Below are 26,836 nucleotides of genomic sequence, written 5' to 3' on the forward strand. Positions count from 1 at the left end.
GCAGTCCTCTCCAACGAGGACGGACGATGAAATCCCTGAAGATGCTGCTGCGGTTCGCCATTGTCGGCGGCCTGATCCTGCTGCTGCTGATCCCGCTGTTCCTGATCCGCAGCGTCATCACCGAGCGCAGCGCCTATCGCGAAGAGGCCTATTCGCGGGTGGCCGAAAGCCGTGCCGGTACCCAGCGCGTGGTCGGGCCGGTGCGCGTGGTGCCGTGGTCCAAGCGCGAGCTTGTGGAAGTGGTCGATGCGCAGGGCAACAAGAAGACCGAGCTGCAGACCACCCAGGGCTACTGGTTGCAGCCGCCGGCCACCCTGCAGATCAGCGGCGAGCTGCTGCCAAGCCAGCGTTCGGTCGGCCTGTTCAAGGTGCCGGTGTACAGCTGGAATGGCCAGCTCAAGGCGACCTTCAGCGAGGATGACTACCCGGAGCACCATGGCACGACCTATGGCGAGGCGTACATCGCGCTGGGTGTGTCCGACGCGCGCGGCCTGGTCGGTACGCCGAATCTTCGGGTTGATGGGCAGCAGGTCAAGCTGCTGCCGGGCGTGGCCGGCGCTTCCGCACTGGGCCGTGGGCTGCATGCACCGATCGCCGGCGTCGCCCGCAGCGGAGGCACCCTGGCGGCCAGCAGCGTGGAACTGGAGCTGCAGCTCGATGGCAGCCGCTCGCTGTCGGTGGTGCCGGTGGGCGATGACAACCAGATCGCGCTGCGTTCCAGCTGGCCGCACCCGTCGTTTGCCGGTGCGTTCCTGCCGAACGAGCGGCGTGTGGATGCGCAGGGCTTCGATGCACGCTGGGCCGTGTCCTCGCTGGCATCGGACGCACAGCAGCGACTGCGCGAGGGCGATGACCTGGACGCGCAGGCGGTGCAGGTTTCGCTGGTCGACCCGGTCGATACCTATACCCAGGCCGATCGCGCTTCCAAGTACGGCGTGCTGTTCGTGGTGCTGACGTTCGTTGGTTTCATCCTGTTCGAGCTGATCAAGTCGCTGCGCATCCATCCGCTGCAGTACCTGATGGTCGGCCTGGCGCTGGCGATCTTCTTCCTGCTGCTGATCAGCCTGTCCGAGCACATCGCCTTCTGGCAGGCCTACCTGGTCTCCGCGCTGGCCTGTATCGGCCTGCAGGCGGTGTACCTGGCCAATGTGCTGGGGCACTGGAAGCGGGGCCTGGGCTTCGCCGCGATGCTGACGGTGCTGTACGGCGCGCTGTATGGGCTGCTGGTGTCGGAAAACAATGCGCTGCTGATGGGCTCGCTGCTGCTGTTCGTGATCCTCGCGCTGGCGATGTGGGTGACCCGTCGGGTCGACTGGTACGCCCTGGCCGAGCAGAAGTAAGGAGCACGCCATGGGTTGGCGCCAAGGATTGCAGCAACGGGCACGACAGGGCATTCCCGCCCTGCTGGAAGTGGATGCGCTGCTGCAGGCGCATGGCGTTTTGGCGGCGTTGCCGGGGGCACGGATCGCGCCCGGCCTGGTCCGCTTCCAGCTGGCCGCCATCACCTGCGAGGGACTGCAGCGGCGTGGGCTGGACTGGCTGCGGGAGGCGCGGCACGGACGCGGCGCGCTCGCGGGCAAGGTGCCCCGTTACCGGCCATGGAAGGCCGGGGCGGCGGCATTGTCGGAGATCGGCATCGACGGGCTGCCTGCGGAGTGGCCGGAACACGCCACCGTGTTCGGCTGCAGCAGCATCGACCAGCGGCATTGGCTGCTGCTGTTGCCGGAGCGCGCGCAGCTGTGGCTGGGGTGGAAGGGGTGACAGCCGCTCCATGCCCCATCCACGCATGGCGTGGATCTACCAGATGCCCATGACCGATGGGACGGGGGCCCGGCGCCCTGGCTGGCTAGACTCGACCGGTTGATGATCGAGCCGAAGGGCAGGGGTGCGATGTGCTGAAGTGGGGCGTGCTGGCAGTAGCGCTGGCGATGGGTGGCAATGCGGTGGCGCAGCAGCGCGAGCCGGTGGACCTGGACATGGTCGGCAAGATCCGCCAGCAGGCGTTCCACAAATCGCAGGTGATGGACACCTTCAGCTACCTCACCGAACGCATCGGGCCGCGCCTGACCAATTCGCCGGCGATGGGCCGCGCCAACGCCTGGACCCGCGGCAAGTTCAGCGAATGGAAGCTGGACAATGTCCACGACGAAGCCTTCGACGAATTCGGCCGTGGCTGGGAATTCACCTCGGCCAGTGTGGAGATGCTGGGCGATCGCGTGCAGCCGCTGCATGCCCTGCCCAAGGCGTGGACGCCGGGCACCAGGGGCCCGGTCGAGGGCGAACTGCTGCAGGTGGACATCAAGAAGCCTGAGGACATCGAGAGATATCGCGGCAAGCTGCGGGGTAAGATCCTGCTGCTTGGCGAAGCACGCGAATACAAGCGTGGAACCGATGCCGATTCGCACCGGCACGACGCCACCTCGCTGGAAGGCCTGCAGGAGTTCACCCTGCCCAAGGACAAGGACGTGGCGGCCGACCGCGCCAAGCGGGTCAAGGAATACCAGGAGAAGCAGGCGCTGGCGGCGAAGGTCAACGCGTTCTTCGTCGAAGAAGGCGCGCTGGCCTCGATCAGCATCAGCAGCTGGGACAACGGCATCATCCGCGTGGCCGGTGGTGGCTCGCGCAAAGCCGGCGAGTCGGTCGGCATTCCCGAACTGGCGATGATCGCCGAGCACTTCAATCCGCTGGTGCGCGCGCTGGAAGCCAAGCAGAGCGTGCGCCTGCGCGTGGATGTGGCCGCTCGCTTCACCGATGAAGCGGACCAGCCCGGCTACAACACGCTGGCCGAGATCCGTGGCAGCAGCAGGCCCGACGAAGTGGTGATGATCGGCGCGCACCTGGATTCCTGGCACAGCGGCACCGGCGCAGCCGACAACGCGGCCGGCGTGGCGGTGATGATGGAGGCCATGCGCATCCTCAAGGCCAGCGGCGCCAAGCCCAAGCGCACCATCCGGGTTGCGCTGTGGAGTGGCGAGGAGCAGGGGCTGATCGGTTCGCAGGCATACGTGGCCAAGCACTTCGGTCGATTCCCCGAGCCGACCGACCCGGCGCAGAAGGCGCTGCCAGCCTCGCTGCGCGAACCGACCGGTGCCCTGCAGAAGACCCGTGACTACGGCAAGTTCCAGGTCTACTTCAACATGGACAACGGCTCGGGCCGTTTCCGTGGCATCTACGCACAGGAAAACCTGGCGGCCATGCCGATCTTCGAAGCCTGGCTGGCCCCGTTCCATGACGTGGGCGCGACCACCGTGGCCACCCGCAACACCGGCAGCACCGACCACATCAGCTTCGACCGCATCGGCCTGCCGGGCTTCCAGTTCATCCAGGACAAGCTGGACTATTTCAGCAACGTCCACCACAGCCACCTGGACACTTGGGACCACGCGGAACCGGAAGACCTGAAGCAGGCCGCTGCCATCGTTGCCTCCTTCGCCTACCACGCCGCCATGCGCGAGCAGCCCTTCCCGCGCAAGCCCGAGCCCTGAAAAGGGGACGGAGGGGATTAAGTCGCATTTCCCCTCCGTTGCCCGCGCATCCCCGCAGGAGCGGGGGAATAGCGACTTAATCCCCTCCGTCCCCTTTTTCCGCAGGGGGCGGAGGGCTGGTAAAATCGGGGGATACCCGTTCCTCGAGCCCTCCATGACCTGCCGCACCCGCTTCGCCCCCAGTCCCACCGGCTACCTGCATATCGGTGGCGCCCGCACCGCGCTGTACTGCTGGCTGGAGGCCCGCCATCGTGGCGGCGAGTTCGTGCTGCGCATCGAGGACACCGACCGTGAACGCAGCACCCAGGGCGCGATCGACGCCATCCTGGAGGCGATGGAGTGGCTGGGCCTGGACTACGACGAAGGTCCGTTCTACCAGACCGAGCGCGTCGCCCGGTACAAGGAAGTGGCCGAGCAGCTGATCGCCGACGGCAAGGCGTACTACGCCTATGAAACCCGCGAAGAGCTGGATGCCATGCGCGAGGCCGCGATGGCCAAGCAGGAAAAGCCGCGCTACAACGGCGCCGCGCGCGAGCAGGGGCTGCCGTACCGGGACGACCCGAACCGCGTCATCCGCTTCAAGAATCCGCTTGAAGGTACGGTGGTGTTCGATGATCTGATCAAGGGCCGCATCGAGATCGCCAACAGCGAACTGGATGACATGGTCATCTTCCGTCCGGACGGCTACCCCACCTACAACTTCGCGGTGGTGGTGGACGACTGGGACATGAAGATCTCCGAAGTCATCCGTGGCGACGACCACATCAACAACACCCCGCGCCAGATCAACCTGTACGAAGGCATCGGCGCGCCGGTGCCGAAGTTCGGCCACATGCCGATGATCCTGGACGAGCAGGGTGCCAAGCTGTCCAAGCGCACCGGCGCGGCCGACGTGATGCAGTACAAGGACGCCGGTTACCTGCCCGACGCGCTGCTGAGCTACCTGGCCCGGCTGGGCTGGTCGCATGGCGACCAGGAACTGTTCAGCCGCCAGGAGCTGATCGACCTGTTCGACGTGAAGGACTGCAATTCCAAAGCCTCGCGCCTGGACATGGCCAAGCTGGGCTGGGTCAACCAGCACTTCCTGAAGACCGAGGAACCGGCCGCGATCGCGCCGCACCTGGTCTACCAGCTGCAGAAGCTGGGCCTGGACGTGGGCGCTGGCCCGGCGCCGGTGGACGTGGTGATCGCCCTGCGCGAGCGCGTGCAGACCCTGAAGGAAATGGCCGAGAAGGCCGTGGTCTGGTACCAGCCGCTGAACGAGTACGATGAAGCGGCCGTGGCCAAGCACTTCAAGGCCGGTGCGGAACTGCCGCTGGGCAAGGCCCGCGAGCTGCTGGCAGCCCTGCCGGAGTGGACCGCCGAGGCTGTTGGCGTGGCCCTGCACGATGCAGCTGCGGCGCTGGAAATGGGCATGGGCAAGGTCGCCCAGCCGCTGCGCGTGGCCATCACCGGCACCCAGGTCAGCCCTGACATTTCCCATACCGTGTACCTGGCTGGCCGCGAGCAGGCCTTGAAACGCATCGATGTGGCCATCACCAAGGTAGCAACGGCCTGAGCCCACCGGCCCACGCCCGAACTGGAGAACGCGCATGTCCGCCAAAACCGCCTGTACGGCCCCGCACCATCATGTCCACGACGCTTCGGATTTCGTGGCGGTGGTCGAGCGTGTCTCGCGTGAGCGCGGGCTGCGCCTGACCCCGATCCGCGCCAACGTGCTCAAGCTCATCGCCGAGGCCGGCAAGCCGGTCAAGGCCTACGAGTTGCTGGAGTGGGTTCGCAACGGCAAGGGTGTGGGCGCTGATGCCCCGCCTACCGTGTACCGCGCGCTGGATTTCCTGATGGCCAATGGCTTCGTGCACAAGCTGGAATCGGTCAATGCCTTCGTGGCCTGCCACCATCCCAGCAGTGCGGCCCATTCGGTGCCGTTCCTGATCTGCAACAGCTGCCACAGCGCAGTGGAACTGGAAGACCGCGAGATCGTGACCCAGCTGGAGAAGCGGGCCAAGGAACTGGGCTTCCAGCCGCAGGCACAGACGCTGGAAGTGCACGGCCTGTGCGCACGCTGCGCCGGCTGACGGAACGGTAGTGCCGGCCGCTGGCCGGCATCCTCGCGATTGGGGTCAGATCCCTTTGCCAGTGGCAAAGGGATCTGACCCCATTTCACGGCTGCTTGCGCAGATGCTTCAGCACTGCCTTGCGCGCGGCGATCAGCTCCGCATCCTCCAGCACCAGCGACTGCACCCAGTCCAACGCTTCGGCCACGTGTGCGCCGCGCACGGCATACAGTGCCAGGCACTGCCGTTGCGGTGTCGGCGCTTGGCCCCACGCGCGCTGCACCCGCTGCAGCAACGTCTGTCGGATATCCGTAGACACCGCCACCCCCCTGTCGAACGACAGCAGCATGTTCAGCGCGCCCAATGCACGCCACGGCGCTGACGTGGGATCGTCCTGGCTGAAATCGGCCTGTCCGCAGAACGCCAGCAGGGCCGCAACCGAAGCCTCGCTGCGCACCTCTTCCAGCACCCCGATCACATAGGTCGCCATGCGCGGCTGACCCAGCAGCGGCGGCATCGCCGCCACGCCGCCATGGCCGAAAGCCGCACAGGCCCTTGCCCACGGCGCCATCGGCGCGAAATGCGTGCCATCGCCGTTGTACTGGAACTCCTCGCGCCAGCCATGCAGCGCGCATAGACGTTCAATCTCGGCCGCACCTTCGACGCCATGCTCCAGCACGAAGCCGATCAGGTCCTCCACCTCGATCGCACCGCCATGCTCCAGCGGCGCAGGACCTTTGGCCGCCTTACGGGCCAGCGCGTTGAACTTCATCGTTGTCGTGTGTTCCTGCAGCAAAGCAGTCGAGCATGGCTCAACACTACAAAAAAGCGGAGCCGCGCGCTTTTGCTTTTGATTTTCATCCTTTGATTCACGTGGCTGACGCGCACGGAACCTGTCCGTGGTCGGGTGGGTGGGGTAGGCGGGACCGCAGGCGCCATGGATGGCGCCTACGAGCCCCCAGGGATGGGTTCACGGCGTGTCCCGCCTGCCTCACGCACCCGGCCAATCCCAGCAATCCAACCGCAACGATCAGCCACGAGGGGCTCCGCCGTTCGCTGTCTTCGACGAAGCCGCGCAGTCAAGCAGGCCCGCGCCTAGTCCATCGGCTTCGTCGCAGTATCCACCCGCACGATCACCGACATGCCCGGCCGCAACCGCGCCGCCAGCTGCTGCTCCCCGTTGATCGAGATCCGCACCGGCAACCGCTGCACCACCTTGGTGAAATTGCCGCTGGCATTGTCCGGGCGCAGCACGCTGAACTCCGATCCGGTGGCCGGCGCGATTTCTTCCACGCGTCCGCGCAGCACCTGACCCTGGAACGCATCGACCGAGAACGACGCCGGCTGCCCGATCGCCATCTTCCAGGTCTGGCCTTCCTTGTAGTTGGCCACCACCCACAATGCATCCGGCACCAGGAACAGCAGCTGCGAACCAGCCGCCACGTACTGGCCCACGCGCACGCTGGCTTCGCTGATCTGGCCATCGCGCGGCGCATGGATCACCGTGTTGGCCAGGTCGATGCGCGCCAGTTCCAGCTGCGCCTGCGCACTTTCCACCTGCGCCTCCAGGCTCTTGCGCGAGACCTGGGTGGAGACCAGGGTCTCCTCGGCGATGCGGATCTGCGCCTGCGACTGCTGCACGCTGGCCTGTGCCGAGGCCTGGGTGGTGCGGAACTTGTCGCGGTCGTTGATCGACACCAGCTGCTGCGCCGCCAGCTCCTCGTAGCGCTTGGCCTCATTGCGGGAGCGCTGCAGCTCAGCCTGTCCCGCCGACAGCGTGGCCTGCGCCGAAGCGATCTGCGCGCGGTTCTGCGCCTGTGACTGGTCCGAATTGGCCAGCGCCGCGCGCGCGCTGTCCAGCGTCGCCTGGGCCTGCGCCACCCGCTGCGCATAGATACGGTCGTCGATGCGCAGCAGCGGCTCGCCCTGCTTCACGTGCTGGAAATCCTTCACCAGCACATCGGTCACGTAACCGTTGACCTGCGGCGCCATTACCGTGATCTGCCCGCGCACATAGGCGTTGTCGGTCACCATCACGCTGCTGGTGAACGGCCACAGATGCCAGGCGCGCAGGATCAGCGCGATGCCCAGCAACGCCACCACGACCATCACCACCACGCTGCGCGAACTCGGTTTCAGGTACTTCGGTGCGGCGGCCGGCGCGGCTGGCGTCGCCGCAGGCGCCGCATCGGTGGGCGGTGGCGGGGTGACGTTCTCGGCGGCGTCGGTGTCGTCTGGACGGGGCGGGACGGGAGGCATGGCGATGGACTCAGCGCGGTGCCGCGGTCGCAGCCGCAGCGGGGGAGGAAGGATGGCGCTTGCGCCATTGTTTGCGCACGGCGGTACGCAGCGACAGCAGCAGCAACCAGCACAGGAAACCGATCGCCAGCCAGCCGCTCAGGGTGAACACATCATTGAAGCCACGCACGTTGGCTTCGCGTCGGGTGGTCTGCGCCAGCTGCGCGCTGCCCTGTGCGCTGCGCAGCACCGGGTCGGTGATCTGCGCTGCGTACAGCTGCTGCTGGATGCGCAGGCGCTGCGCCACCACCGGGTCGGCGGGATCGAGCTGGCTGGTCAAGGCGCTGGAATACAGCTGTTCGCGATGCAGCTGGAACGTTCCCAGCACGGCCGAGCCGGCCAGTCCGCCCAGCGTCTGGGTGATCGACAAGGTCACCAGGAAGGTGATCATGTGGTCCACACCCTGTTTCAGCGCGGCGGAAATGCCGAGCATGATCAGCGGGCCCATGAACATGCCGGCGCCCACCGAGGCCAGGAACTGGCTGACGTAGAAGTCGTGTGGTCGATCCATGCTGGTGCGGTGCTGGTCGAAGAACGCGGCTGCACCCAGCAGCAGGATCGCCATCAGCAGCTGCGCGATCAGCCGCTTCGGGCCGAAGGTGATCGCCGCGCCGGCGATGCCGGTCACCACGCCGGCCAGGATCACCACGAACAACGGCCGCATCTGGTCCGGCCCCATGCCCAGGGTGCGCATCAGGTTGACCACGCCGTAGGACTGTTCGGTGGTCAGGAAGCGGATCAGGAAGGCGCCGACGATGAAGTGCATCACCGGCAGGGTCGACAGCCAGCGGATCTGCAGCAGCGGATTGCGCCGGTAGTGTTCGATGATCAGCGCGGTGGTGGTCAGCGCGATGGAGGCGATCAGCGCCCAGCCCAGCCATGGCGTGTTCAACCACCAGCGCGTGTAGCCCTGCGCGAGCACGATCACCAGCAGGGCGACGGCAGGCGCGAGCAGGGCGAAGGTGAGGAAGTCCAGAGGTTCGAAGGCCTTGACCTGGATGCCGGGCGGCAGCTTCAGCACCACCACGGCGGCAAACGCGCACAGCGCCAGCCCTGCTTCGAACGAATACAGCTGGTGCCATTGACCGGTATCGACCAGGCCCGGCGAGACGATCCAGGCAATCGGCACCGCCAGCTGCGACAGGCCAACGCCGACCACCAGCAGGTTGCCGGTGAAACGCCGCGGCAGTGCCTGCAGCATGTACAGCGTACCCAGCGTCGAACATGCCGCGCCGGCGAAACCGCTGGCGGCGCGGGTCAGCATGGTGGTCTCGAAGCTGCCGACGAACAGGTGCAGCACCGCCAGCGCCGCATACAGCCCCAGGCCGATCTCGGCGAACAGGCGGATGCCGTACTGCTGGCGGAACTTGAAGGCCAGCAGGTTGGCGGTCACGTTCACCATGGCGTAGGCGGCGACCAGCCAGCTGCCCTGGGTGGGAGTGAGTGCCAGTTGTCCCTGCAGGAACGGCAGGTTGGCCGTTACCAGCGCGTTGCCAAGGCCGCCGGTGATGGCCACCAGCAGCGACACCAGCGCATAGGCTGCACGCCGATAGGGTGGGTGCCACGGCATCGACGCCGAACCGGGCATGGTCGGCTTCTCGTGCTCCTCCCAATCCGGCACCGGCTTGAGGTACGGCTGCACCATCAGCGTTCCCCGCTGGCTGCTCCCTGGAGTCCCCCGCGCAGCAGCTGCAGGGCACGCCCGGCCAGCTGGGCACGCTCATCGCGGGTCTTGCCGCGCAGGGCCGCACCCAGCATGCCCGAGATCAGTGAAATATCCGTCTTCTCCAGGTCGGGCCGGCACAGGCCAGCGGCTTTGGCACGGGCGATGGGCGCTTCCAGCAGGTCGCGCACGGTCTCGCGTGCGGTGCGCATGGCCGGGACATCCGAATCCACCGCGCGCCAGTAGTCGGCCAGCGCAGGCGAATCGACGATGCGCTGGGCCATGCCTTCGAACACCTCGAACAGGGCGTCGTCGCGGTCGCCAAGCTGCTCGACCTGGCGGCGGATGCGGTCGACCGTGCGCTGCAGCAGCGCTTGGATCAGCGCGGTCCGGTCGGGGAAATTGCGGTACAGGGTCGCGCGGCCGACTTCGGCACGCTCGACCACCAGGTCCAGCGGCGCGGTAACGCCATGTTGGCCGAACACATGGTCGGCGGCATCGAGGATGAGGGCTCGGCGGGCAGCAGCATCGGCACGTTGGGTGGTCATGGCTTCATTTTCGGACAAACATGTCCGGATGGCGAGAGACGAATGGCGACGGGATTGTCCGCTTGTTGTCGTACGCACATCTTTGTGACGCCTGTGTGAGGGGCGGCTGGGAGCGTAAAAAAAACGGGGGGCCACCTGGCCCCCCGGGAGAGAACGACAGCACGTAGCCATCAAAGTCGGTAGCTCCACGCCATGCGTGGATGCACTTACCCTTAGATCCACGCCATGCGTGGATCCATTTCCAGTAGATCCACGCCATGCGTGGATGCCCCATCAGAAGAACGCGCGGATCCCGAAAGCGACACCACGGCCCGGCAGCGGCGAGTAATCCTTCAACAGCGAGGTGTGCGGACGCACTTCGCGGTTGGTCAGGTTGCTGCCGTCCAGGAACAACTCGTAGCTGTTGCTGTCGCTGCGGTCCCAGCGGTAGGCCAGGTGCGCATCGACCAGGGTGTAGCCGTTGCTCGGCTCCTCGTTCTGCGCCACGTCCTTCTGCCGGCTGTAACGCACCGCGCCCAACGAGGCACGCCAGCCATCCTTCGCCCAGCGCAGGTCGGCGCCGACACGGGCCGGTGCGATGCGCGGCAGGTAACCGGTGTTGGCCAGTTCCACGCTGTAGTTGTGGTTGTGGTCACCGTGCGGCACGGCGATGTCGAGGGTGCGGCTGCCGTTGCCGTCCAGCTTGGCCTGCACGTAGTCGCCGAACACGCGCAGGTCCCAATCGCCGGCAACGCCTTCGAACAGGTGCACCAGCGCTTCGGCCTCGGCGCCCTTGAACACCGCGTCCTGCTGGGTCCAGGCACGCACCGGCAGGCTCTCGGTCACGCCGGTGTCGGCCAGGTAGATGAAGTCCTTGAACTTCGTCTGGTAGATCGCGGCGGAGAAATCGAGGCGCTCGCTGTGGGTGTGGATGCCCAGTTCGATGCGCTGGCCGCGCTCGGTCTTCAGGTTGGCATCACCGATTTCCAGCGAGCGGGTGGCGATGTGTGCGCCAGCGGCGTACAGCTCTTCATTGGTCGGCGCGCGCTCGGAGCTGTCCACGCCGATGCGCAGGTCGACTGCATCGTTGAGCTTCCAGATGCCGGCGGCCGACAGGTTGGTCGCATCGAACTTGCGGCGCTGGTAGTCGCCGGTCGGGTCCAGCTTGACCTGGTCGTGGCGGCCGCCCAGTTCCAGCTTGAACGGGCCGAACTGCTTTTCCTGCAGCACGAACACGCCGATGTTCTTCGTTCCGGTATCCGGCACGAAGGCTTCTTCGCCCTTGGCGCCGAAATCGCTGTTGCCGACCTGCAGGCCGAAGGCGCCGTCCCAGCCGCCGATCTGCTGCTGCACTGCTTCCAGGCGGCCTTCGATGCCGCGGTTGGTGAAGCGGGTGGACGGCGTGCCGGCTTCCAGCTCCACGTGTTCGTAGTCGGTGTAGGCCACGCGCGCGTTGATGTTCTTCAGGAACGACACCGGGTTGTAGATGCCGGCCTTGGTCTCGAAGCGGTTCTGCACCATGTCGATGCGCACGTCATGCTCTTCACCTTCCTCCTCCTCGCCATGGTCGTGGTCGTGACCATGGTCGTGGCCATCGCCGTCGGCATGCACATGGGCGCCGTTGGGAATGCCGTAGTTGGTGCGATAGGTGCTGGCAGAGACGCCGAAGTAGCCGCCTTCACCCAGCCAGGTGGCGCCGACACCGCCGGCGCGGGTGCGGATGGAGCTGTTGTCCAGGCGGCCGCGACGCGGCTCTTCGCCTTCCTCGCCTGCGTGGTCGTGGTCATCGTGGTGGTCTTCCAGGCCGTCGATCACCGCGTAGCCGGGAATGCGGAAGTCGTCGCCATTGCGCACCAGGCCATCCACGTGCAGCACGACATTGCCGCTCACGCCGTCAAGGCGGAACATGCCGCTGCGCTCGTCGTTGACCGAGTTGCCGCGCAGTTCGGCGCGGCCGCTGAGCGGACGGTCCGGCAGTTCGCGCGCGATGCGGCCATCGACCACGTTCACCGCGCCGCCGATCGCGCCGCTGCCGAACAGCAGGGTCGCGGGGCCTTTCAGCACTTCGATCTGGTCGGCCAGGAACGGCTCGATGCTGGTGGCGTGGTCGGCGCTGACGGTGGAGGCGTCCATGTTGCCCATGCCGTTGGACAGCACGGCCACGCGCGGGCCTTCCTGGCCGCGGATGATCGGGCGGCCGACACCGGGGCCGAAGAAGGTGCTCTGCACGCCGGGCAGCTTGGCCACGGTGTCGCCGAGGGTGCCGGCCTTCTGCTCGTCCAGGCGCTCACCGGCCAGCACTTCAACCGGGCGTGCTAGCGATTCGGCATCACCCTGCAGCGGCGACGCGGTGACCTGTACCGAGGACAGTTCGGTCAGGTGGCGGTCACGATGCGAATCATCGTCGGAGGCCGCAAAGGCGACGGACGGCAGCAGCGCAGCGAGCGCCAGGGCCAGGGAATGCGGCTTGAAACGAGGGTGGTGGGAGGGCATGGGCGGTCCTTTGTTACAATGTATCAATCGGGTGGCGCACGAATCCCGTCGGCGGGACAGGGGGAGGGAAACCGTGCGGGTCGGGGATCGATGTTATATTATTCCATAACGATTCGCCGCCCTGCTGGAAGTCATGCCTTTGCCCTCACGCCTGCGCCACCTGCTCGATCGCTTCGGCGCCACCGGTTCGATGCTGTGCGCGGTGCATTGCGCGGTGATTCCGCTGCTGCTGGCAGCGGCGCCCTCGCTGGGCCTGTCTTTCTGGCTCAGTGATGGCGTGGAAAAAGCGCTGGTGGTGTTCGTGACCCTGCTGGGCTTGTTCAGCCTGGTCTGGGGCTATCGGCGCCACGGCGCGCTGCGTGCGCTGGCGTTCCTGATTCCCGGCCTGGTCGCTTTGTGGGCCGGTGTGCTGTACGACCCGCTGCACCACAACGCGGTGCCGCACGCAGTGGTGATGACGCTGGGCGGGCTGCTGGTCGGCATCGCGCATCTGGTCAATCTGCGCCTGAATCACGGGCACGTGCACGACGCAAGCTGCGCGCACTAGGCCCGGCGTGCTAGGATTTCCGATCGTGCGCGGGGGCGTCCAGCAAGACGGTCCCGCCAAACCCGTGTCAGAACGGGGTAACCAGATTTCATACTTGAGGAGTTGATGACATGGGTAAGGGTGACCGCAAGACCGCCAAGGGCAAGCGCTACAACGCCAGCTACGGCAACGCCCGTTCGCACACCGCGAGCAAGGTCGCTGTAGGCACCGCCGCCCCGGTTGCCAAGAAGACCGTGGCCAAGGCTCCGGCGAAGAAGGCTGTGGCCAAGAAGGCAGTGGCCAAGGCCGGCTGATCCGCCGACCGACCGGTCCAAAGAAAACGCGGCGCTCGGCGCCGCGTTTTTTTTTGCTCATTTTTGTAGAGCCGAGCCCAGGCTCGGCTGGCGCAATGCAGCCGAGCATGGGCTCGGCTCTACAACGTATTCAACGCAGGGTCTGCTTCAGCGTTTCCGGATTGCCATCGTTCGCCGCTTCCGGCACCTGCAGCAGGTGCGCCAGCAGCGGATAGAGATCGACGTTGTCGAAACCGTCGATCACCAGGCCTTGCCGGAATGAAGGGCCACGGGCCACGAACACCGCGCGCATCGACGGCAACGCGTTGTCGTAGCCATGCGAGCCGCGATCGGCATGCTCGCGCTTGGCGATCTTCTCGCGTGTCAGCGCGTCCCAGCCCTCATCCATCTGGCAGACGATTGCCGGCACGCGCGGATGGGTGCCGTAGTGCCAGCGCGCCGGCAGGTTTTCCTTCTTCCAGCATTCGTAGTGTGCGTGACGGCCGAGCAGGGCGCGCTCGGCCTCTGCCTCATGTCCCGCCACCGGCGCGAAGCCGACCGACTGGCCCGGGCTGACGTTGCGCGCGATGCTGGGATCAACCATCGATTCGAGGGCGGTCACCTGGCCCTCCGGCACCGACGCCATGCCATGGTCGGAGACCACGATCACGTTGGTGGTATCGGTCAGGCCGTGCTGCTGCAGGCCATCGAGCACCTGGCCGACGATCCGGTCGGCCTGCACGATCGCATCGGTGTATTGCCTGGATTCCGGCCCAAAGTTGTGGCCGGCCTTGTCCACGTGCTCCATGTACAGCGTGGTCAGGCGTGGGGCATCGGCATCGGTCTGCGACAGCCAGTCGAGCACGGTCTGCGCACGCTGTTGCAGGGGCTCCTTGGCGTTGTAGATGCGCCACTGGCTGGGGCGCGTGCCTTGGATCTCGGCTTCGCTGCCTGGCCATGAAGTGGTGGCGGTGCGCACACCGACTTTCTCGGCACCCACCCAGATCGGTTCGCCGCCCCACCATCCGCTGTTGGTCACCGCGGTGCGGTCGTGCAGCGCGAAGCGCCCCAACGCAGCGTCGTCCATGCTGTTGTTGATGATGCCGTGGTGGTCCGGGCGCAGGCCGGTGACCAGCGTGTAGTGATTGGGGAAGGTGAGTGACGGATAGGAAGGCGTCATCCAGCGCGCACGCACGCCACCGTCGATGACCCGCTGCAGGTTCGGGGTGAGGCCGCGATCCAGCGCATCGGCGCGCAGGCCATCGATGGAGATCAGCAGCAGCTTCGGCGGCGTGGCCGGGGTCGCATTCGAGCCGCTTGCCGCAGCGATTGTCGAAGGCGAAGGCGTGGTGGTGCAGGCGGCCAGGGGCAGCAGCAGCGCCAGCGTGCAGGTCAGGCGTACGGATGTCATCCGCCCATGATAATCCGCAGCGATGACGTGCCAAAGACACGTGGCGCCCTTGGGCGGCGCGTGTCCACGCATTCTTCCTGTTCCCCGCGCCTGTAGGCAGACAGATTGCGGATGCTTCCATCCACGCATGGCGTGGATCTACCGTCACCGGGAACCTGTCAGGGGAGGGATGGATCGGGTATGCAGGACCGTTGGCGCCATGGATGGCGCCATCGAGCCCCCACGGACGGGTTTACGGCGTGTCCTGCATACCCGATCCATCCCACCAACCCTCAGGCAATCCAGAGCCGGCTGTTGCTTCGGCGGTTGCTGTTGCTCCGGCCTCGGCGGGTGCAGGGCGCAGCCCTGCCTCCAACCCTCATGCAAACAACGGCGCCTGCCGCTGCTCCAGCCGCAGCAATGCCGCCTTGGTTTCCAGGCCGCCACCAAAGCCCGTCAACGTACCGTTGCTGCCGATCACGCGATGGCAGGGCAGCACGATCGGCAGCGGATTGCGGCCATTGGCTGCGCCAACCGCACGGGTCGCGGTGGGCTGGCCCAGCTGCTGCGCCAACTGCAGGTAGCTCCAGGTCTGGCCGAAGGGAATCAACGCCAGCGCATGCCACACGCGCAGCTGGAACGGCGTGCCATGCGGTGCCAGCACCAGGTCGAAATCACTGCGCTCACCATGCAGGTACTGCAGCAACTGTTCGCGCGCCTCCGGCAATGCACCCGGCGCGTAATGCCAGTGCTCGCGACCGCGCGCAGGATGGCGGTTTTCCGGGAACAGAACGTGGGCCAGGCCATTGTCATCTCCGGCGATGGTGAGTTCACCGATCGGTGTATCGAAGCGATCGAACAACAGGTTCATGAGGGTTCTCCAACGAAAGTGCCGGACAGGTGCCACAGATGCAGCACGGCATAGGCGCGCCATGGGCGCCACGATTGCGAACGCGCTTCGGTGGCGCGTTCGCTGAGGCGCTGGCCCTGTGCGTGGCCCAGCACCTGCTGCAGCACCAGATCACCGGCGGGGAAGGCATCAGGCTGGCCGAGCCCGCGCAGGGCAATGTACTGCGCCGTCCACGGGCCGATCCCGGGCAGTGCCACGCACCGGGCGACGAAATCTTCCAGTGCCTGGCCTGGCCCGAAGTCGAGCTGGCCGCTGGCGCAGGCCGCGGCGAGGGCGCGCACGGTAGCGGCGCGGCTGCGTGGCAGACCGATCGATTCCAGTGGGGCTTCGGCAAGCACGTCCGGCGCCGGAAATTGACGGTCGAATTCAGACGGCATGCCGGGCAGGTGCGCACCGTAGGCATCGACCAGCCGCCGCGCGAACGTGGTTGCCGCCGCCACGCTTACCTGCTGGCCGAGCACCGCGCGTACGCCCACCTCGAAGCCATCCCAGCCGCCCGGTACGCGCAGGCCGGGGCGCTCGTCGATGCCTCGTGCCAGCAGGGGTTCATTGCCCAGTGCTGCGTGCACCTGCTGCAGGTCGGCATCCAGGTCGAACACGCGACGCACGCGGCGGACGATGTCCGGAATCAGGCGCGGGTCGACCGCGCCCAGCTGCAGGCGCAGCTCGGGCCGCTTCGGATCGGCGGTGACCCGCAGCAGGGTGGGGCGCTCGGCTGTGCCCAGTACGCGCTGATAACTGTCTTCACCGATCAGCTCGATGCCGGGCAGGCTGCGCTTGCGCAGGAACGACAGCATCCGCGGGAAATCCAGCGGCGGTCGATAGCCCAGGCGCAATACCAGCCCGCCATCGTCGGCGGCCAGTGGATGGTGCTGGCGGCGCAGCACGGTAGGCGCCATGCCGCAGCCCTGCAGGAAGGCCGTATTGAAGCGGCGCAGGCTGTTGTAACCGGCGGCCAGCGCCACGTCGGTCACCGGCAGCGTGGTTTCGGTCAGCAGCTGCTTGGCCAGCAGCAGGCGATGGGTCGCGTGGATCTGCCCTGGCGTTGCGCCCAGCCGTTCGACGAACAGGCGTTGCAGTTGGCGTGCGCTGAGGCCGATCTTTCCTGCCAGGTCGGCCACCGGCTGGTCCTGCAGGAAGCCTGCATGGATCAGGGCCAGGGCACGCTGCACGGCCTGCCCGGCCAGTGCCTGTTGTGCCAGCGGGGCCAGTTCGGGGCGGCAACGCAGGCAGGGACGATAGCCGGCCGAAGCGGCGGCAGCAGCCGTGGGGTAATAGGTGATGTTGCGCGGCTTCGGTGGCGGCGCCGGGCACACCGGCCGGCAGTAGATGCCGGTGCTGCGCACGGCGGTGAAGAACACGCCGTCGAAGCGCGCATCACGGGCCAGGCGGGCGCGGTCGCAGGCGGCTGTGTCGAGGGCGAGTGCGGTATCCATGGCGCCAGTCTAGGCGTGTCCGGGGGACAGTACTCGCCATATTCGGACATGGATGCTGGGGGAGGTCGGCCGGGCTGCGCCCGGCACCCGCGGGGGGGCAACGGCGACGTCAACAGCAACAGCAACGTCAAAAACCTGCATTCCGTGGGATGGCGGGGTGGGTCCGGTTGCGGGGGACGCCGTAAACCCGTCCATGGGGGCTTGGCCGCGGCATCCATGCCGCGGACACCCCCGCAACCGGAGCCACCCCGCCTTCGACAGTTGGCCGCGATCTGTTGGAACGGCGTTCTGTGCTGCTGGTAGGTGTCGACCTTGGTCGACGCGTAGATCCACGCCATGCGTGGATGGGAAGGTGGAAGACACTGGAACGGGAAATGACAGGGGCTGAGGGTCAGAGCAGGTTCAGTGGCGCGCGCTGAATGCGCGGCATGGGCAGGTAGACTGTGGTTCTTACCTGTCCGAAATCCGGTTGCCCGATGTCCGCCAAACTCCGCTGGTTGCCCCTGTTGTGCCTGGCCCTGGCGGGCTGCAGTCAGTTGGAGAACCCCGGCAACGTCACTGCCGCCGACAAGGCCACGCGTGCCCCGGCCAGCGATGGCGAGAACATGGTGTCGATCAATGCCGCCGATGCGCCGCCGCCGCCGGCACAGGCACGCAGCAGTGCCGATCGGCCCTGGCCGCAGACCCAGCTGGACAATGGCAAGGCGTGGATCAGCTGCAGCACCGACTACGCCGGCGAAGGCGGCGATGGCCTCGAACTGGAAGGGCTGCAGCGCGAACAGCTGAAGCAGGCCCTGGCGCCGTGTGCCGAGCGTGGCCTGCTGCGCGTGCGCTACAACGGCAAGATCAATCCTGGGTTTGCCGAGATGATGTGGCGGCTGGCCGTGGTTGCCGACGAACTGCAGATCCACAAGCGCATCCTCGATCTGGATTCCAGTGGCGGCCAGGTGGAATCGGCGATCGTTGCCGGTGACAGCATCGGTGAATCCGGCTGGACCATCTGGGTGCGCGAGGGCTCGATCTGCCACAGTGCCTGCGTATTCGTACTGGCTGCCGGTGACAACCGCCTGCTGACCGGCAAGGTCGGCATCCACCGCATGATGCGCATCAGTTCCAAGGCCACTTCGCGCGCGGAACTCAACCGCGAGCTGCACGAGGTCTATGACAACGTGAAGGACTACCTGCAGCGCAATGGCGTGGCGGTGGGCGTGGCCGACCTGATGATGACCGTGCCCAACCGCAGCCTGCGCCTGCTGACGGCCGAAGAGCTTCGCCAGTACGGCCTGGACGGAACCAACGCGGTGCAGGATGACCTTGAGCGGATCAAGCAGATGCGCGCCTGCGGCGATGACTTCGTGCAACGCAAGGATGCGTTCCTGGTGGCCTTCGACCAGCAGTGCAAGCGCGACGGCGCCGACATGGAATCGATCAACAGCTGTGGCCAGTCGCTGAAACAGCGCTTCGGCTTCCCCGATCCGGTGTGCCCGGAGGAAAGCCCGCTGTCGGAGATCGACGTGGCCACGCTGCCGCCGGCGCCACCGGAGCAGCCGCCTGTGGCCGAGCAGCTGCCGGCGACGTCCGCTGCACCGGCGGCGCAGGCCGACGCTGGCGCGGTGGAAGGCAGCGTCCAGGCGCGCTGACGGGCCACTCACCGCGCTGGCGTAGACTGCGGTTCTTTCCATCGAACCGGCGGTGTCCATGAAGCGCGTGCTCCTGCTGCTGTCCCTGTTGCCCGCGGTTGCACTGGCGCAAGCGCCTGCACCGACCACACCCGCACCGGCCCCGGCGCGCCCCGCGGCGAGCGCCCCGACCGCCGCGAAACCGGCGACGGCTGCCACGCCGGTGCTGAGTGCTGCCCAGCAGGCGCAGGTGCAGAAGCAGGACGCGGAAATGGGCAGCGCTGCATTGAAGGCGGCGCAACTGGTCGACGCCAATCGGGCGGGTGAGTTGTGGGACGGCGCCTCGGCTGTCGCCCGCCGCGCCGTGCCCAAGGCCGCCTTCGTCAGCCAGCTTGCGGCGGACCGCACGCGTCTGGGCGCGATGGCCGGCCGTGGCCAGCCGACCATCACCCGGGTCAAGTACGCTGCGGGCGCTGCCGTGCCTGAAGGCCTGTACATCAACGTCAGCTTCCCGACCCGCTTCGCCAACAGCGCGCAGCCGGTGCGCGAGCTGGTGTCGTTCCGCTTCGATGAAGACCAGACCTGGCGCCTGGCCGGTTACAGCCTGCGTGCGTCGGCGCCCTGAGGATCGGTAGCAGGTAATTCATTGGTGGAGCCATTTGCAGAGATGCGTGGAAAAACAACGATGCAATATCATCTGACCGAGGGGCAGCTTAATAGTCCGGCTGCAGCTTCGGCTGTCGATGGTCTGTCAGCGCGAGTGGGAGTCGCGCTTCCTGAAAGTTGCATCGAATTCTTCAAGGCCCACGATGGTGGTGAAGGATTCATTGGCGATAACTACATTATTTTCTGGAGAGTGGAAGAAGTAGTCGATTTCAATCGTGAATATGAGGTCGAGATATACGCTCCGGGAATATTTTTGTTCGCCTCCAATGGCGGAGGCGAGGGATATGGGTTTGACACATTGGATGTGGCGATGCCGGTGGTTCGGGTTCCTTTCATAGGTATGGATCGTCAGCATGCGATCTCGGTAGCGAGGGACATTCCCGATCTGTTTGCTCATTTGGCAGAACAGGATGATTGACTTGAATCAGCATTCGCGTCCTAGGGGCATGGAGTTGTTCGAGATCAAGCCCGTTATCGTTGGCGGTGATCCAGTCTGTCCTGAGAATAAAATGTGGTTGACGAGACAGCAGCACTTTGAGGCTGTGCGCTACTGGAACCGAATTATCAGCAGTCTGCGTAATGAATCGAAGTAATCAAGGATTCCCCGATCAACCTTTCGCCCCGTGGATGAGCAAATGGCAACTGAACTGACAATGCTGGCGTGGGCGATGCTGCTGGGTTTCGTCTACATCTTCGCCGCCTCCACCGTGGTCACCCGCGAGCGCGGGATGAAATGGAACGCCTCTGCACGCGACGACTCGTCCAAGCCGCTGAGCCCGCTGGCAGGCAGGCTGCAGCGGGCGCAAGCCAACTTCTTCGAGACCTTCCCGTTCTTCGCTGCCGCTGCGATCGCGGTGGTGGTGGCCGGGCGTGGCAGCGATACCACTGCCTTGGTCGCGCAGGTCTACTTCTGGGCGCGTGTGGTGTACCTGCCGCTGTACGCGGCCGGCATTCCCTATGTGCGCAGCCTGGTCTGGCTGGTATCGATCGTGGCAATCCTGGCACTGGTCTGCGCGCTGCTGTGAAGTGCAGCTGATCCAGATCAAGGCCGGTCAGGCACGCGGCGCTATGCTGGCCGCGACTGGATCAACGGCAGGAGGCGCGCATGCGCAGGATGGACGTGGTGGTGGTCGGCGCCGGACCGGCCGGGTTGTGCTTTGCGCGCGCCCTGGCTGGTACTGGCTTGCAGGTGGGACTGGTCGAAGCGCAGCCGCGCCAGGCCTTGGCCGATGCCGCCTTCGATGGCCGTGAAATCGCCCTGACCCATGCGTCGCGGCAGAGCCTGGAACAGCTTGGCCTGTGGCAACGCCTGCCCGAGACCGAGATTGCCGAGCTGCGCGACGCGCGGGTGATGAACGGCGGGTCGCCATTCGCGCTGACCTTCGCCAGCAGCCAGATCGATGGCCAGCCGCTGGGCTGGCTGGTGCCCAACCATCTGATCCGCCGCGCGGCCTGGCAGGCGGTGCAGGGCCAGGACGGGCTGGAGCTGTTCGATGGCCGCAAAGTGCAGGCGGTGCGCGCCGACAGCCAGGGCCACGTGGTGCGCCTGGATGATGGCAGCGAACTGCACGCGCGCCTGCTGGTGTGCGCCGACAGCCGCTTCTCCGGCACCCGCCGCATGCTCGGCATCGGTGCGCAGATGCGTGACTTCGGCAAATCGATGCTGGTCTGCAGGATGCAGGTCGAGCGCGATCATCACCACACGGCGTGGGAGTGGTTCGGCTATGGCCGCACGATGGCACTGCTGCCGCTCAACGAAGGCCAGGCATCGGCGGTGATCACCCTGCCACCGCGGCAGATCGAAGAACTGCTGGCGATGGATGAGATCGCGTTCGGGGACGCCATCAGCGGCTTCTTCGAGCACCGCCTGGGACGCATGCAGCCGGTGGCGACGCCGCAGGCATATCCCCTGGTCGGGGTGTATGCGCAGCGCTTCGTCGGCGAACGTTCGGCATTGATCGGTGATGCCGCGGTGGGCATGCACCCGGTCACCGCGCATGGATTCAACCTGGGCCTGGCCAGTGCGCAGCGGTTGGCGCAGGGCATCGCCGAGCAGCAGCGGCGCGGCGCGGATATCGCCGCCGCCGGCATGCTCGGCAGCTACCAGCGCGGACATCGGCTGGCGGCGCGGCCGCTGTATGAGGCGACCAATGCGATTGCCAGCCTGTATACCGATGACCGCCGGCCGGCACGCCTGTTGCGCGTGGCGGGGTTGCGGGTAGCGCAGGGGGTGGCGCCGTTCCGGCAGCTGATTGCCGCCCACCTGACCCAGCGCGTGGCCTGACGGCCGCGCGGTGACTCAAACGGCGGCCAGGACCCGGATCTGGCTGTCGTTGAACTCGACCACCTGGCCCGCGCGGATCTTGCAGGCCTTGCGCAGCTCGACCTCGCCATCGACCAGCACCAGGCCTTCGCTGATGACCATCTTGGCTTCGCCGCCGCTGGTGACCAGGTCGGCCAGCTTGAGCAACTGCTTGAGTTCGACGTAGTCGCCGTCGAGGTCGAATTCGAGGATCTGCATGGAACGGGGTTTCCTGGGGCAGGCGCTGCAGGACAGGGCCCGCAGCGGTAAAATGGGCGCCTATTGTGCGCCACGGCGGGCCGTAACGGCATGCCGGTGGTTTCCTGTACACCTTGTTCAGGAACAGTGCGGTATCATTCCGCTCTGAGCGAGTAAAACCTCAGCTCCAACCGAGCAGCGCCAGGGCACGCGATAAGAAGGGCGCCCAAAGCGCGGAATCCCCCTTTTTTTTCGCCTGCCATGCTCGTGGCAGTGCCTTCGGAGTTCCCCATGTCCCAAGAAACCCAAGCGCAGCTGCAGTTCGCGCAGCTCGGCCTGTCCGATTCTGTCATGCAGGCTGTCACTGCCATCGGCTACGAAACGCCGTCGCCGATCCAGGCCGCCACCATCCCGGCGATGCTGGAAGGCCGCGACGTGCTGGGCCAGGCCCAGACCGGTACCGGCAAGACCGCAGCCTTCGCGCTGCCGGTGCTGTCCAACATCGACCTGCAGCAGATCAAGCCGCAGGCCCTGGTGCTGGCCCCGACCCGCGAGCTGGCCATCCAGGTTGCCGAGGCGTTCCAGTCCTATTCCTCGAAGATCCCCGGCTTCCGCGTGCTGCCGGTGTACGGCGGCCAGCCTTACGGCCAGCAGCTGACGGCCCTGCGCCGCGGCGTGCACATCGTGGTCGGTACCCCCGGCCGCGTCATCGACCATCTGAACCGCAGCACGCTGGACCTGTCCGAGCTGAAGACGCTGGTGCTGGACGAAGCCGATGAAATGCTGCGCATGGGCTTCATCGACGACGTCGAAGCGGTGCTGAAGAAGCTGCCGGAGAAGCGCCAGGTGGCGCTGTTCTCGGCGACCATGCCGCCGGCCATCCGTCGCATCGCGCAGACCTACCTGAAGGACCCGGTCGAGGTCACCATCGCGACCAAGACCACCACCTCGGCCAACATCCGCCAGCGCTACTGGTGGGTGAGCGGCATGCACAAGCTGGACGCGCTGACCCGCATCCTGGAAGTCGAGCCGTTCGACGCGATGATCGTCTTCGCGCGCACCAAGGCCGGCACCGAGGAACTGGCCAGCAAGCTGCAGGCCCGTGGCCTGGCCGCTGCCGCCATCAACGGTGACATGCAGCAGGCCCAGCGTGAACGCACCATCGCCATGCTGAAGGAAGGCAAGCTGGACATCCTGGTCGCCACCGACGTGGCCGCCCGTGGCCTGGACGTGGAACGCATCAGCCACGTGCTGAACTACGACATCCCGTACGACACCGAAAGCTACGTGCACCGTATCGGCCGTACCGGCCGTGCCGGCCGCAGCGGTGAAGCGATCCTGTTCGCTACCCCGCGCGAGAAGGGCATGCTGCGCCAGATCGAGCGTGCGACCCGTCAGCCGATCGAAGAAATGCAGCTGCCGAGCGTGGAAGCGGTCAACGACAACCGCATCAACAAGTTCACCTCGCGCATCACCGAAACGCTGGGCCAGGGCGGCCTGGACTTCTACCGCCAGCTGCTGGAGCGTTTCGAATCCGAGCAGAACGTGCCGGCCATCGAAGTGGCCGCCGCACTGGCGAAGATGATGCAGGGTGATACCCCGTTCCTGCTGCAGCCGCCGGTGCGCGCCCCGCGCGAAGAACGTGCCCCGCGTGAGCGTTTCGAGCGCACTGAGCGCCCGGAACGTGGCGACCGCAACGAGCGCGGCCCGCGCTTCGAGCGTGGTCCGCGTCGTGACGATGCCGAGGGTGGCTTCGAGCAGCGTCCGCGCCGTGACGTGCCGCCGCGCGGCGCACCGGAGCAGGGCATGGAGACCTACCGCATCTCGGTCGGCCACCAGCACGGCGTGAAGCCGGCCAACATCGTCGGTGCCATCGCCAACGAAGCCGGCCTGGAAAGCCGCTTCATCGGTCGTATCGACATCCACGATGACTTCTCGCTGCTGGATCTGCCGGCACAGATGCCGTCGGACGTGCTGACCCACCTGCAGAAGGTGTGGGTGTCCGGCCAGCAGCTGCAGATGCGCCCGTTGGCGGCCGGTGAAGAGGTCAATCCGGCGCCGCGTCCGTTCAAGCCGCGCTTCGACAAGCGTGGTCCGGGCGGCGGTCCGGGTGGCCCGGGTGCTCCGCGTCGCAGTGGTCCGGGTGGTCCCGGCGGCGACCGCGACAGCCGTCCGCCGCGTCGTGATGGCTTCAACAAGCCGCGCGGTCCGCGCAGCTTCTAAGCCGCACTGAAGTAGATCAACAACGCCAGCCTCCGGGCTGGCGTTGTCGTTTGCAGGACGTCCAGGTCGGCCCGGCCACCGCTGCCGATCACCGGCCGGGCCCGGTTTCGCATGGCCCACACATCCCCGGTTCTAGGCTGGCCCGGTTCCGTAGGAGATTGTCACCGCAGCACATTCGGGGGATCCAGGATGGGTAGAAGTGGCATGGACCAACAGCGCCGACGGGTACCGATGACCCGCGGGCTGGGGCTGCGATTTGCGCTGTTGACGGGCATGGCGATCGGACTGGTTGCGCTGTCGGCCGTGATCCAGGAGCTGCAGGCGGCATCGACCGCGTGGATCGCAGGGCAGGGCTACTGGTCGCGGGGGCAGCAGGACGCCACCGCAGCGCTCAGCCGTTACCTGGCTCGTGGGCACCTGCAGGATCTGCAGGATGCCCAACGGGCATTGCAGGTTCCGCTGGGTGATCTGCAGGCTCGCAAGGCGCTGGAGCAATCCGAACCGGACGAGGCGACAGCCCGGGCCGGTTTTTTGCGTGGGGGCAACGCCCGCGCCGACATTCCACGGCTGATCTTCTCGTTCCGCCATGCGCGCAATGTTGGTGCCTTCCGCGAGGCCACGTGGTTGTGGCGGCAGACCGACGCGGACCTGCTGGCCCTGCAGGCGTTGTCGGAGGAACTGCAACGCCGCCATGGCTCGGGACCGCTGGACGAGGCGACCGTGGATGACTATCTGCACCGGCTGCGTGGCATCGACCACCAGCTGCGCGCGCAGGCGCAGGCGTTCTCGCAGGCGCTGCTGCGCATGGCCCGCGCGGTGCGCATCGCAACCCTGGCCGTCGGCGGCCTGTCGGTCCTGCTGATCAGCCTGATGGCGGTGGCCCTGGCCCGCCGGGTCGGCAAGGACCTGACCGAGCACGAGAGCCGCTTCCGGGCGGCCTTCTACCAGGCCAACGTCGGCATGCTCAAGCTGGATGCCAGCGGCCGGGTGGTGGAGGCCAACCAGGCGATGGCCGACATCCTCGACCATCGCCGCGACGTGCTGCTGCAGATGTCGCTGGCTGATCTGCTGATGGAGGGCGAGCTGGTCATCGATGGGGGTGGCCGCATCGACTGGGATCGCCAGCTGCGACCGGGCGAACTGCGCTTCCGGCGTCGTGATGGCAGCCTGGTATGGGGACGCTGGAGTGGTACCGGCGTGCGCACCGCCAGCGGTGGCCTGTCGGTGTTCGCCATCGTTGAGGATGTCAGCCAGAACCATGCCCTGGCACGCGAGATCGAGCACCATGCCAGCCACGATCCACTGACCGGCCTGATCAATCGCCGCGAGATCGAGCGCCTGCTGGAGAAGTCGCTGCTGCAGGTCCGCTCCGACGGTGGAACCCACGCACTGGGCTACATCAACCTGGATCACTTCAAGCTGGTCAACGACAGCTTCGGCCACGCGGCCGGCGACCAGATGCTGCGCAGCTTCGCCGAGTACCTGGTCGGCGCGGTGCGTGATGGCGACTGGGTGGGCCGCCTGGGCGCGGATGAGTTCGCGGTGTTCCTCGCCCGCGCCAACCAGGATGAAGCCAAGCGCGTATTGCAGCGGTTGATCCGCAACCTCGGCCAGGCCACGTTCCCGATCAGCGAAGGCAGTCCGCAGCTGAGCTGCAGCGTGGGCGTGGTCGAAGTGACGGCCGAGGCACCGGACGCGAACTGGTTGATGAGCGCCGCCGACAGTGCCTGCTATGCAGCCAAGCAGGCCGGCCGCAACCGCGTGCATTGCTTCAACGAAAACCGGCTGGCCCTGGAAGAACGACGGCTGGAAGCCGAACGCCTGCAGCGGGTCAGCCGTGCCATGGCCGAGAACCGCATGCTGTTGTATGCGCAGCGCATCGCCAAGGTAGGTGATCCGTCCTACCTGCACTACGAAGTGCTGGTGCGCATGCGTGACAGCGACGGCGTGCTGCACCTGCCGGGCCAGTTCATGCCGGCGGTGGAGCGCTACGGCATGGCGGTGGTGCTGGACCGGCACGTGCTCGGCCTGCTGTTCCGCCACCTGCAGGTGTGTCCGGCGCACGTACGCCAGCTCGGCCTGTGCAACGTCAATGTGTCGGCCCAGTCGATCGCCGAGCCGGGATTCCTGGCGTTCGTCTGCGACCTGCTGGAGCGCAACCGCGCACTGGCGTCCAAGCTCTGCTTCGAGATCACCGAAACCGCGGCGATCGGCAACCTGAGCCAGGCACGAGCCTTCATCGACGCGGTCAAGGCGCGCGGATGCCGGGTGGCGCTGGATGATTTCGGCTCGGGCCTGTCCTCGTTCGGCTATCTGCGGCAGCTGCCGGCGGACATGCTGAAGATCGATGGTGCCTTCGTGCGTGACATGGATACCGATCCGGTCAGCCGTGCCAGCGTGCGTGCGATCAGCGAGCTGGGCCGCGAACTGCAGATGGAGGTGGTGGCCGAGTGGGTGGAGACCATTGAAGTGGCCGAGGCGCTGGCCGGGATGGGGGTGCAGGGCCTGCAGGGCTATGCCATCGAACGGCCCCAGCCACTGGAACGGCTGACCCTGGCCGACCTGCGGCCGATGCGGTTGGCCGGCACGCAGGGGCCATCGGCTGCCGGCTGAAGGTGCTGCGGCCGGGCTGCGCCCGGCACCCGCGGTAGTGCCGGCCGCTGGCCGGCAACCTCAACAGCAACAGCAACAGCAACAGCAACAGCAACAGCAACAGCAACAGCGGGGGTTCTGGGGGATGGCGGGGTGGG

At 66.5% G+C, this 26,836-nt stretch carries 23 protein-coding genes; 14 read left to right on the plus strand and 9 right to left on the minus strand.

Going from position 1 to position 26,836, the window contains the following annotated elements; all coding sequences use genetic code 11:
- Positions 1-26: 26 nt before the first annotated feature.
- From creD to H3005_RS02565, 5 genes are all read left to right on the plus strand, one after another.
- On the plus strand, positions 27-1,340 hold the full coding sequence (gene creD, locus H3005_RS02545) for a cell envelope integrity protein CreD (protein WP_191077512.1): 1,314 nt from the start codon (positions 27-29) through the stop codon (positions 1,338-1,340).
- 10 nt (positions 1,341-1,350) lie between these two features.
- Complete coding sequence (locus H3005_RS02550) at positions 1,351-1,761, plus strand: hypothetical protein (RefSeq protein WP_191077513.1); 411 nt, start codon at positions 1,351-1,353, stop codon at positions 1,759-1,761.
- Between the two features lie 131 nt (positions 1,762-1,892).
- On the plus strand, positions 1,893-3,485 hold the full coding sequence (locus tag H3005_RS02555) for a M28 family metallopeptidase (protein ID WP_191077514.1): 1,593 nt from the start codon (positions 1,893-1,895) through the stop codon (positions 3,483-3,485).
- Positions 3,486-3,639: 154 nt separating this feature from the next.
- Positions 3,640-5,043 (plus strand): glutamate--tRNA ligase, encoded by a 1,404-nt coding sequence (gene gltX, locus H3005_RS02560; protein WP_191077515.1) that lies wholly within the window; start codon positions 3,640-3,642, stop codon positions 5,041-5,043.
- A 34-nt stretch (positions 5,044-5,077) separates the two neighbouring features.
- On the plus strand, positions 5,078-5,563 hold the full coding sequence (locus H3005_RS02565) for a Fur family transcriptional regulator (protein ID WP_025879333.1): 486 nt from the start codon (positions 5,078-5,080) through the stop codon (positions 5,561-5,563).
- Between the two features lie 85 nt (positions 5,564-5,648).
- Here the strand turns inward: H3005_RS02565 and H3005_RS02570 are convergent, their stop codons facing one another.
- From H3005_RS02570 to H3005_RS02590, 5 genes are all read right to left on the minus strand, one after another.
- Positions 5,649-6,314 (minus strand): hypothetical protein, encoded by a 666-nt coding sequence (locus H3005_RS02570; RefSeq protein WP_191077516.1) that lies wholly within the window; start codon positions 6,312-6,314, stop codon positions 5,649-5,651.
- Between the two features lie 323 nt (positions 6,315-6,637).
- Positions 6,638-7,801, minus strand: coding sequence for an HlyD family secretion protein (locus H3005_RS02575; RefSeq protein WP_191077517.1), 1,164 nt, complete (start codon positions 7,799-7,801; stop codon positions 6,638-6,640).
- A 10-nt stretch (positions 7,802-7,811) separates the two neighbouring features.
- Entirely contained in the window at positions 7,812-9,485 is a 1,674-nt protein-coding gene (locus tag H3005_RS02580) for an MFS transporter (RefSeq protein ID WP_100551982.1), read from the minus strand.
- Entirely contained in the window at positions 9,485-10,051 is a 567-nt protein-coding gene (locus H3005_RS02585; protein ID WP_025879336.1) for a TetR/AcrR family transcriptional regulator, read from the minus strand. The genes H3005_RS02580 and H3005_RS02585 overlap by 1 nt, the downstream gene beginning before the upstream one ends.
- A gap of 273 nt (positions 10,052-10,324) precedes the next feature.
- Positions 10,325-12,523 carry a TonB-dependent receptor gene (locus H3005_RS02590; RefSeq protein ID WP_191077518.1) on the minus strand — a complete coding sequence of 733 codons (2,199 nt, stop codon included), beginning with the start codon at positions 12,521-12,523 and terminating at the stop codon, positions 10,325-10,327.
- Between the two features lie 133 nt (positions 12,524-12,656).
- Between H3005_RS02590 and H3005_RS02595 the strand changes: the two genes are divergently transcribed.
- Complete coding sequence (locus H3005_RS02595) at positions 12,657-13,070, plus strand: MerC domain-containing protein (protein ID WP_025879338.1); 414 nt, start codon at positions 12,657-12,659, stop codon at positions 13,068-13,070.
- A gap of 110 nt (positions 13,071-13,180) precedes the next feature.
- Positions 13,181-13,363, plus strand: a complete 183-nt coding sequence (locus H3005_RS02600; protein ID WP_100551984.1) for a 30S ribosomal protein THX — start codon at positions 13,181-13,183, stop codon at positions 13,361-13,363.
- Between the two features lie 130 nt (positions 13,364-13,493).
- Here H3005_RS02600 and H3005_RS02605 read toward each other — a convergent pair whose 3' ends face one another.
- The 3 genes from H3005_RS02605 to H3005_RS02615 form a co-directional block, all read right to left on the minus strand.
- On the minus strand, positions 13,494-14,753 hold the full coding sequence (locus tag H3005_RS02605) for an ectonucleotide pyrophosphatase/phosphodiesterase (RefSeq protein WP_191077519.1): 1,260 nt from the start codon (positions 14,751-14,753) through the stop codon (positions 13,494-13,496).
- 358 nt (positions 14,754-15,111) lie between these two features.
- The gene (locus tag H3005_RS02610; protein ID WP_100551986.1) at positions 15,112-15,603 is read right to left on the minus strand and encodes a methylated-DNA--[protein]-cysteine S-methyltransferase; all 492 of its coding nucleotides are present in this window, start codon (positions 15,601-15,603) and stop codon (positions 15,112-15,114) included.
- Positions 15,600-17,078: a DNA-3-methyladenine glycosylase 2 gene (locus tag H3005_RS02615; protein WP_191077520.1), complete on the minus strand. Its 1,479-nt coding sequence runs from the start codon at positions 17,076-17,078 to the stop codon at positions 15,600-15,602. Before H3005_RS02615 ends, H3005_RS02610 begins: the two co-directional genes overlap by 4 nt.
- Before the next feature lie 476 nt (positions 17,079-17,554).
- Between H3005_RS02615 and H3005_RS02620 the strand changes: the two genes are divergently transcribed.
- The 5 genes from H3005_RS02620 (at position 17,555) to ubiM (ending at position 21,647) form a co-directional block, all read left to right on the plus strand.
- Positions 17,555-18,718 (plus strand): hypothetical protein, encoded by a 1,164-nt coding sequence (locus H3005_RS02620; RefSeq protein WP_191077521.1) that lies wholly within the window; start codon positions 17,555-17,557, stop codon positions 18,716-18,718.
- 58 nt (positions 18,719-18,776) lie between these two features.
- On the plus strand, positions 18,777-19,322 hold the full coding sequence (locus H3005_RS02625) for a DUF4019 domain-containing protein (protein ID WP_191077522.1): 546 nt from the start codon (positions 18,777-18,779) through the stop codon (positions 19,320-19,322).
- Positions 19,323-19,382: 60 nt separating this feature from the next.
- Positions 19,383-19,781: an SMI1/KNR4 family protein gene (locus H3005_RS02630; protein WP_191077523.1), complete on the plus strand. Its 399-nt coding sequence runs from the start codon at positions 19,383-19,385 to the stop codon at positions 19,779-19,781.
- A 217-nt stretch (positions 19,782-19,998) separates the two neighbouring features.
- A complete protein-coding gene (locus H3005_RS02635; RefSeq protein ID WP_100551990.1) occupies positions 19,999-20,388 on the plus strand; it encodes an MAPEG family protein in 390 nt (129 codons plus the stop codon).
- A gap of 80 nt (positions 20,389-20,468) precedes the next feature.
- On the plus strand, positions 20,469-21,647 hold the full coding sequence (gene ubiM / locus H3005_RS02640) for a 5-demethoxyubiquinol-8 5-hydroxylase UbiM (RefSeq protein WP_191077524.1): 1,179 nt from the start codon (positions 20,469-20,471) through the stop codon (positions 21,645-21,647).
- 15 nt (positions 21,648-21,662) lie between these two features.
- On the opposite strand, the gene H3005_RS02645 is transcribed toward ubiM, so the two are convergent.
- Positions 21,663-21,884 (minus strand): RNA-binding S4 domain-containing protein, encoded by a 222-nt coding sequence (locus tag H3005_RS02645; protein WP_089239773.1) that lies wholly within the window; start codon positions 21,882-21,884, stop codon positions 21,663-21,665.
- Between the two features lie 270 nt (positions 21,885-22,154).
- On the opposite strand from H3005_RS02645, the gene H3005_RS02650 reads away from it, so the two are divergent.
- Positions 22,155-24,086, plus strand: coding sequence for a DEAD/DEAH box helicase (locus H3005_RS02650; protein ID WP_191077525.1), 1,932 nt, complete (start codon positions 22,155-22,157; stop codon positions 24,084-24,086).
- Positions 24,087-24,275: 189 nt separating this feature from the next.
- Entirely contained in the window at positions 24,276-26,699 is a 2,424-nt protein-coding gene (locus H3005_RS02655; protein ID WP_191077526.1) for an EAL domain-containing protein, read from the plus strand.
- The last annotated feature ends 137 nt before the right edge of the window (positions 26,700-26,836 follow it).

The organism is Stenotrophomonas sp. Br8 (assembly GCF_014763005.1).
Taxonomy (GTDB): Bacteria; Pseudomonadota; Gammaproteobacteria; order Xanthomonadales; family Xanthomonadaceae; genus Stenotrophomonas; species Stenotrophomonas lactitubi.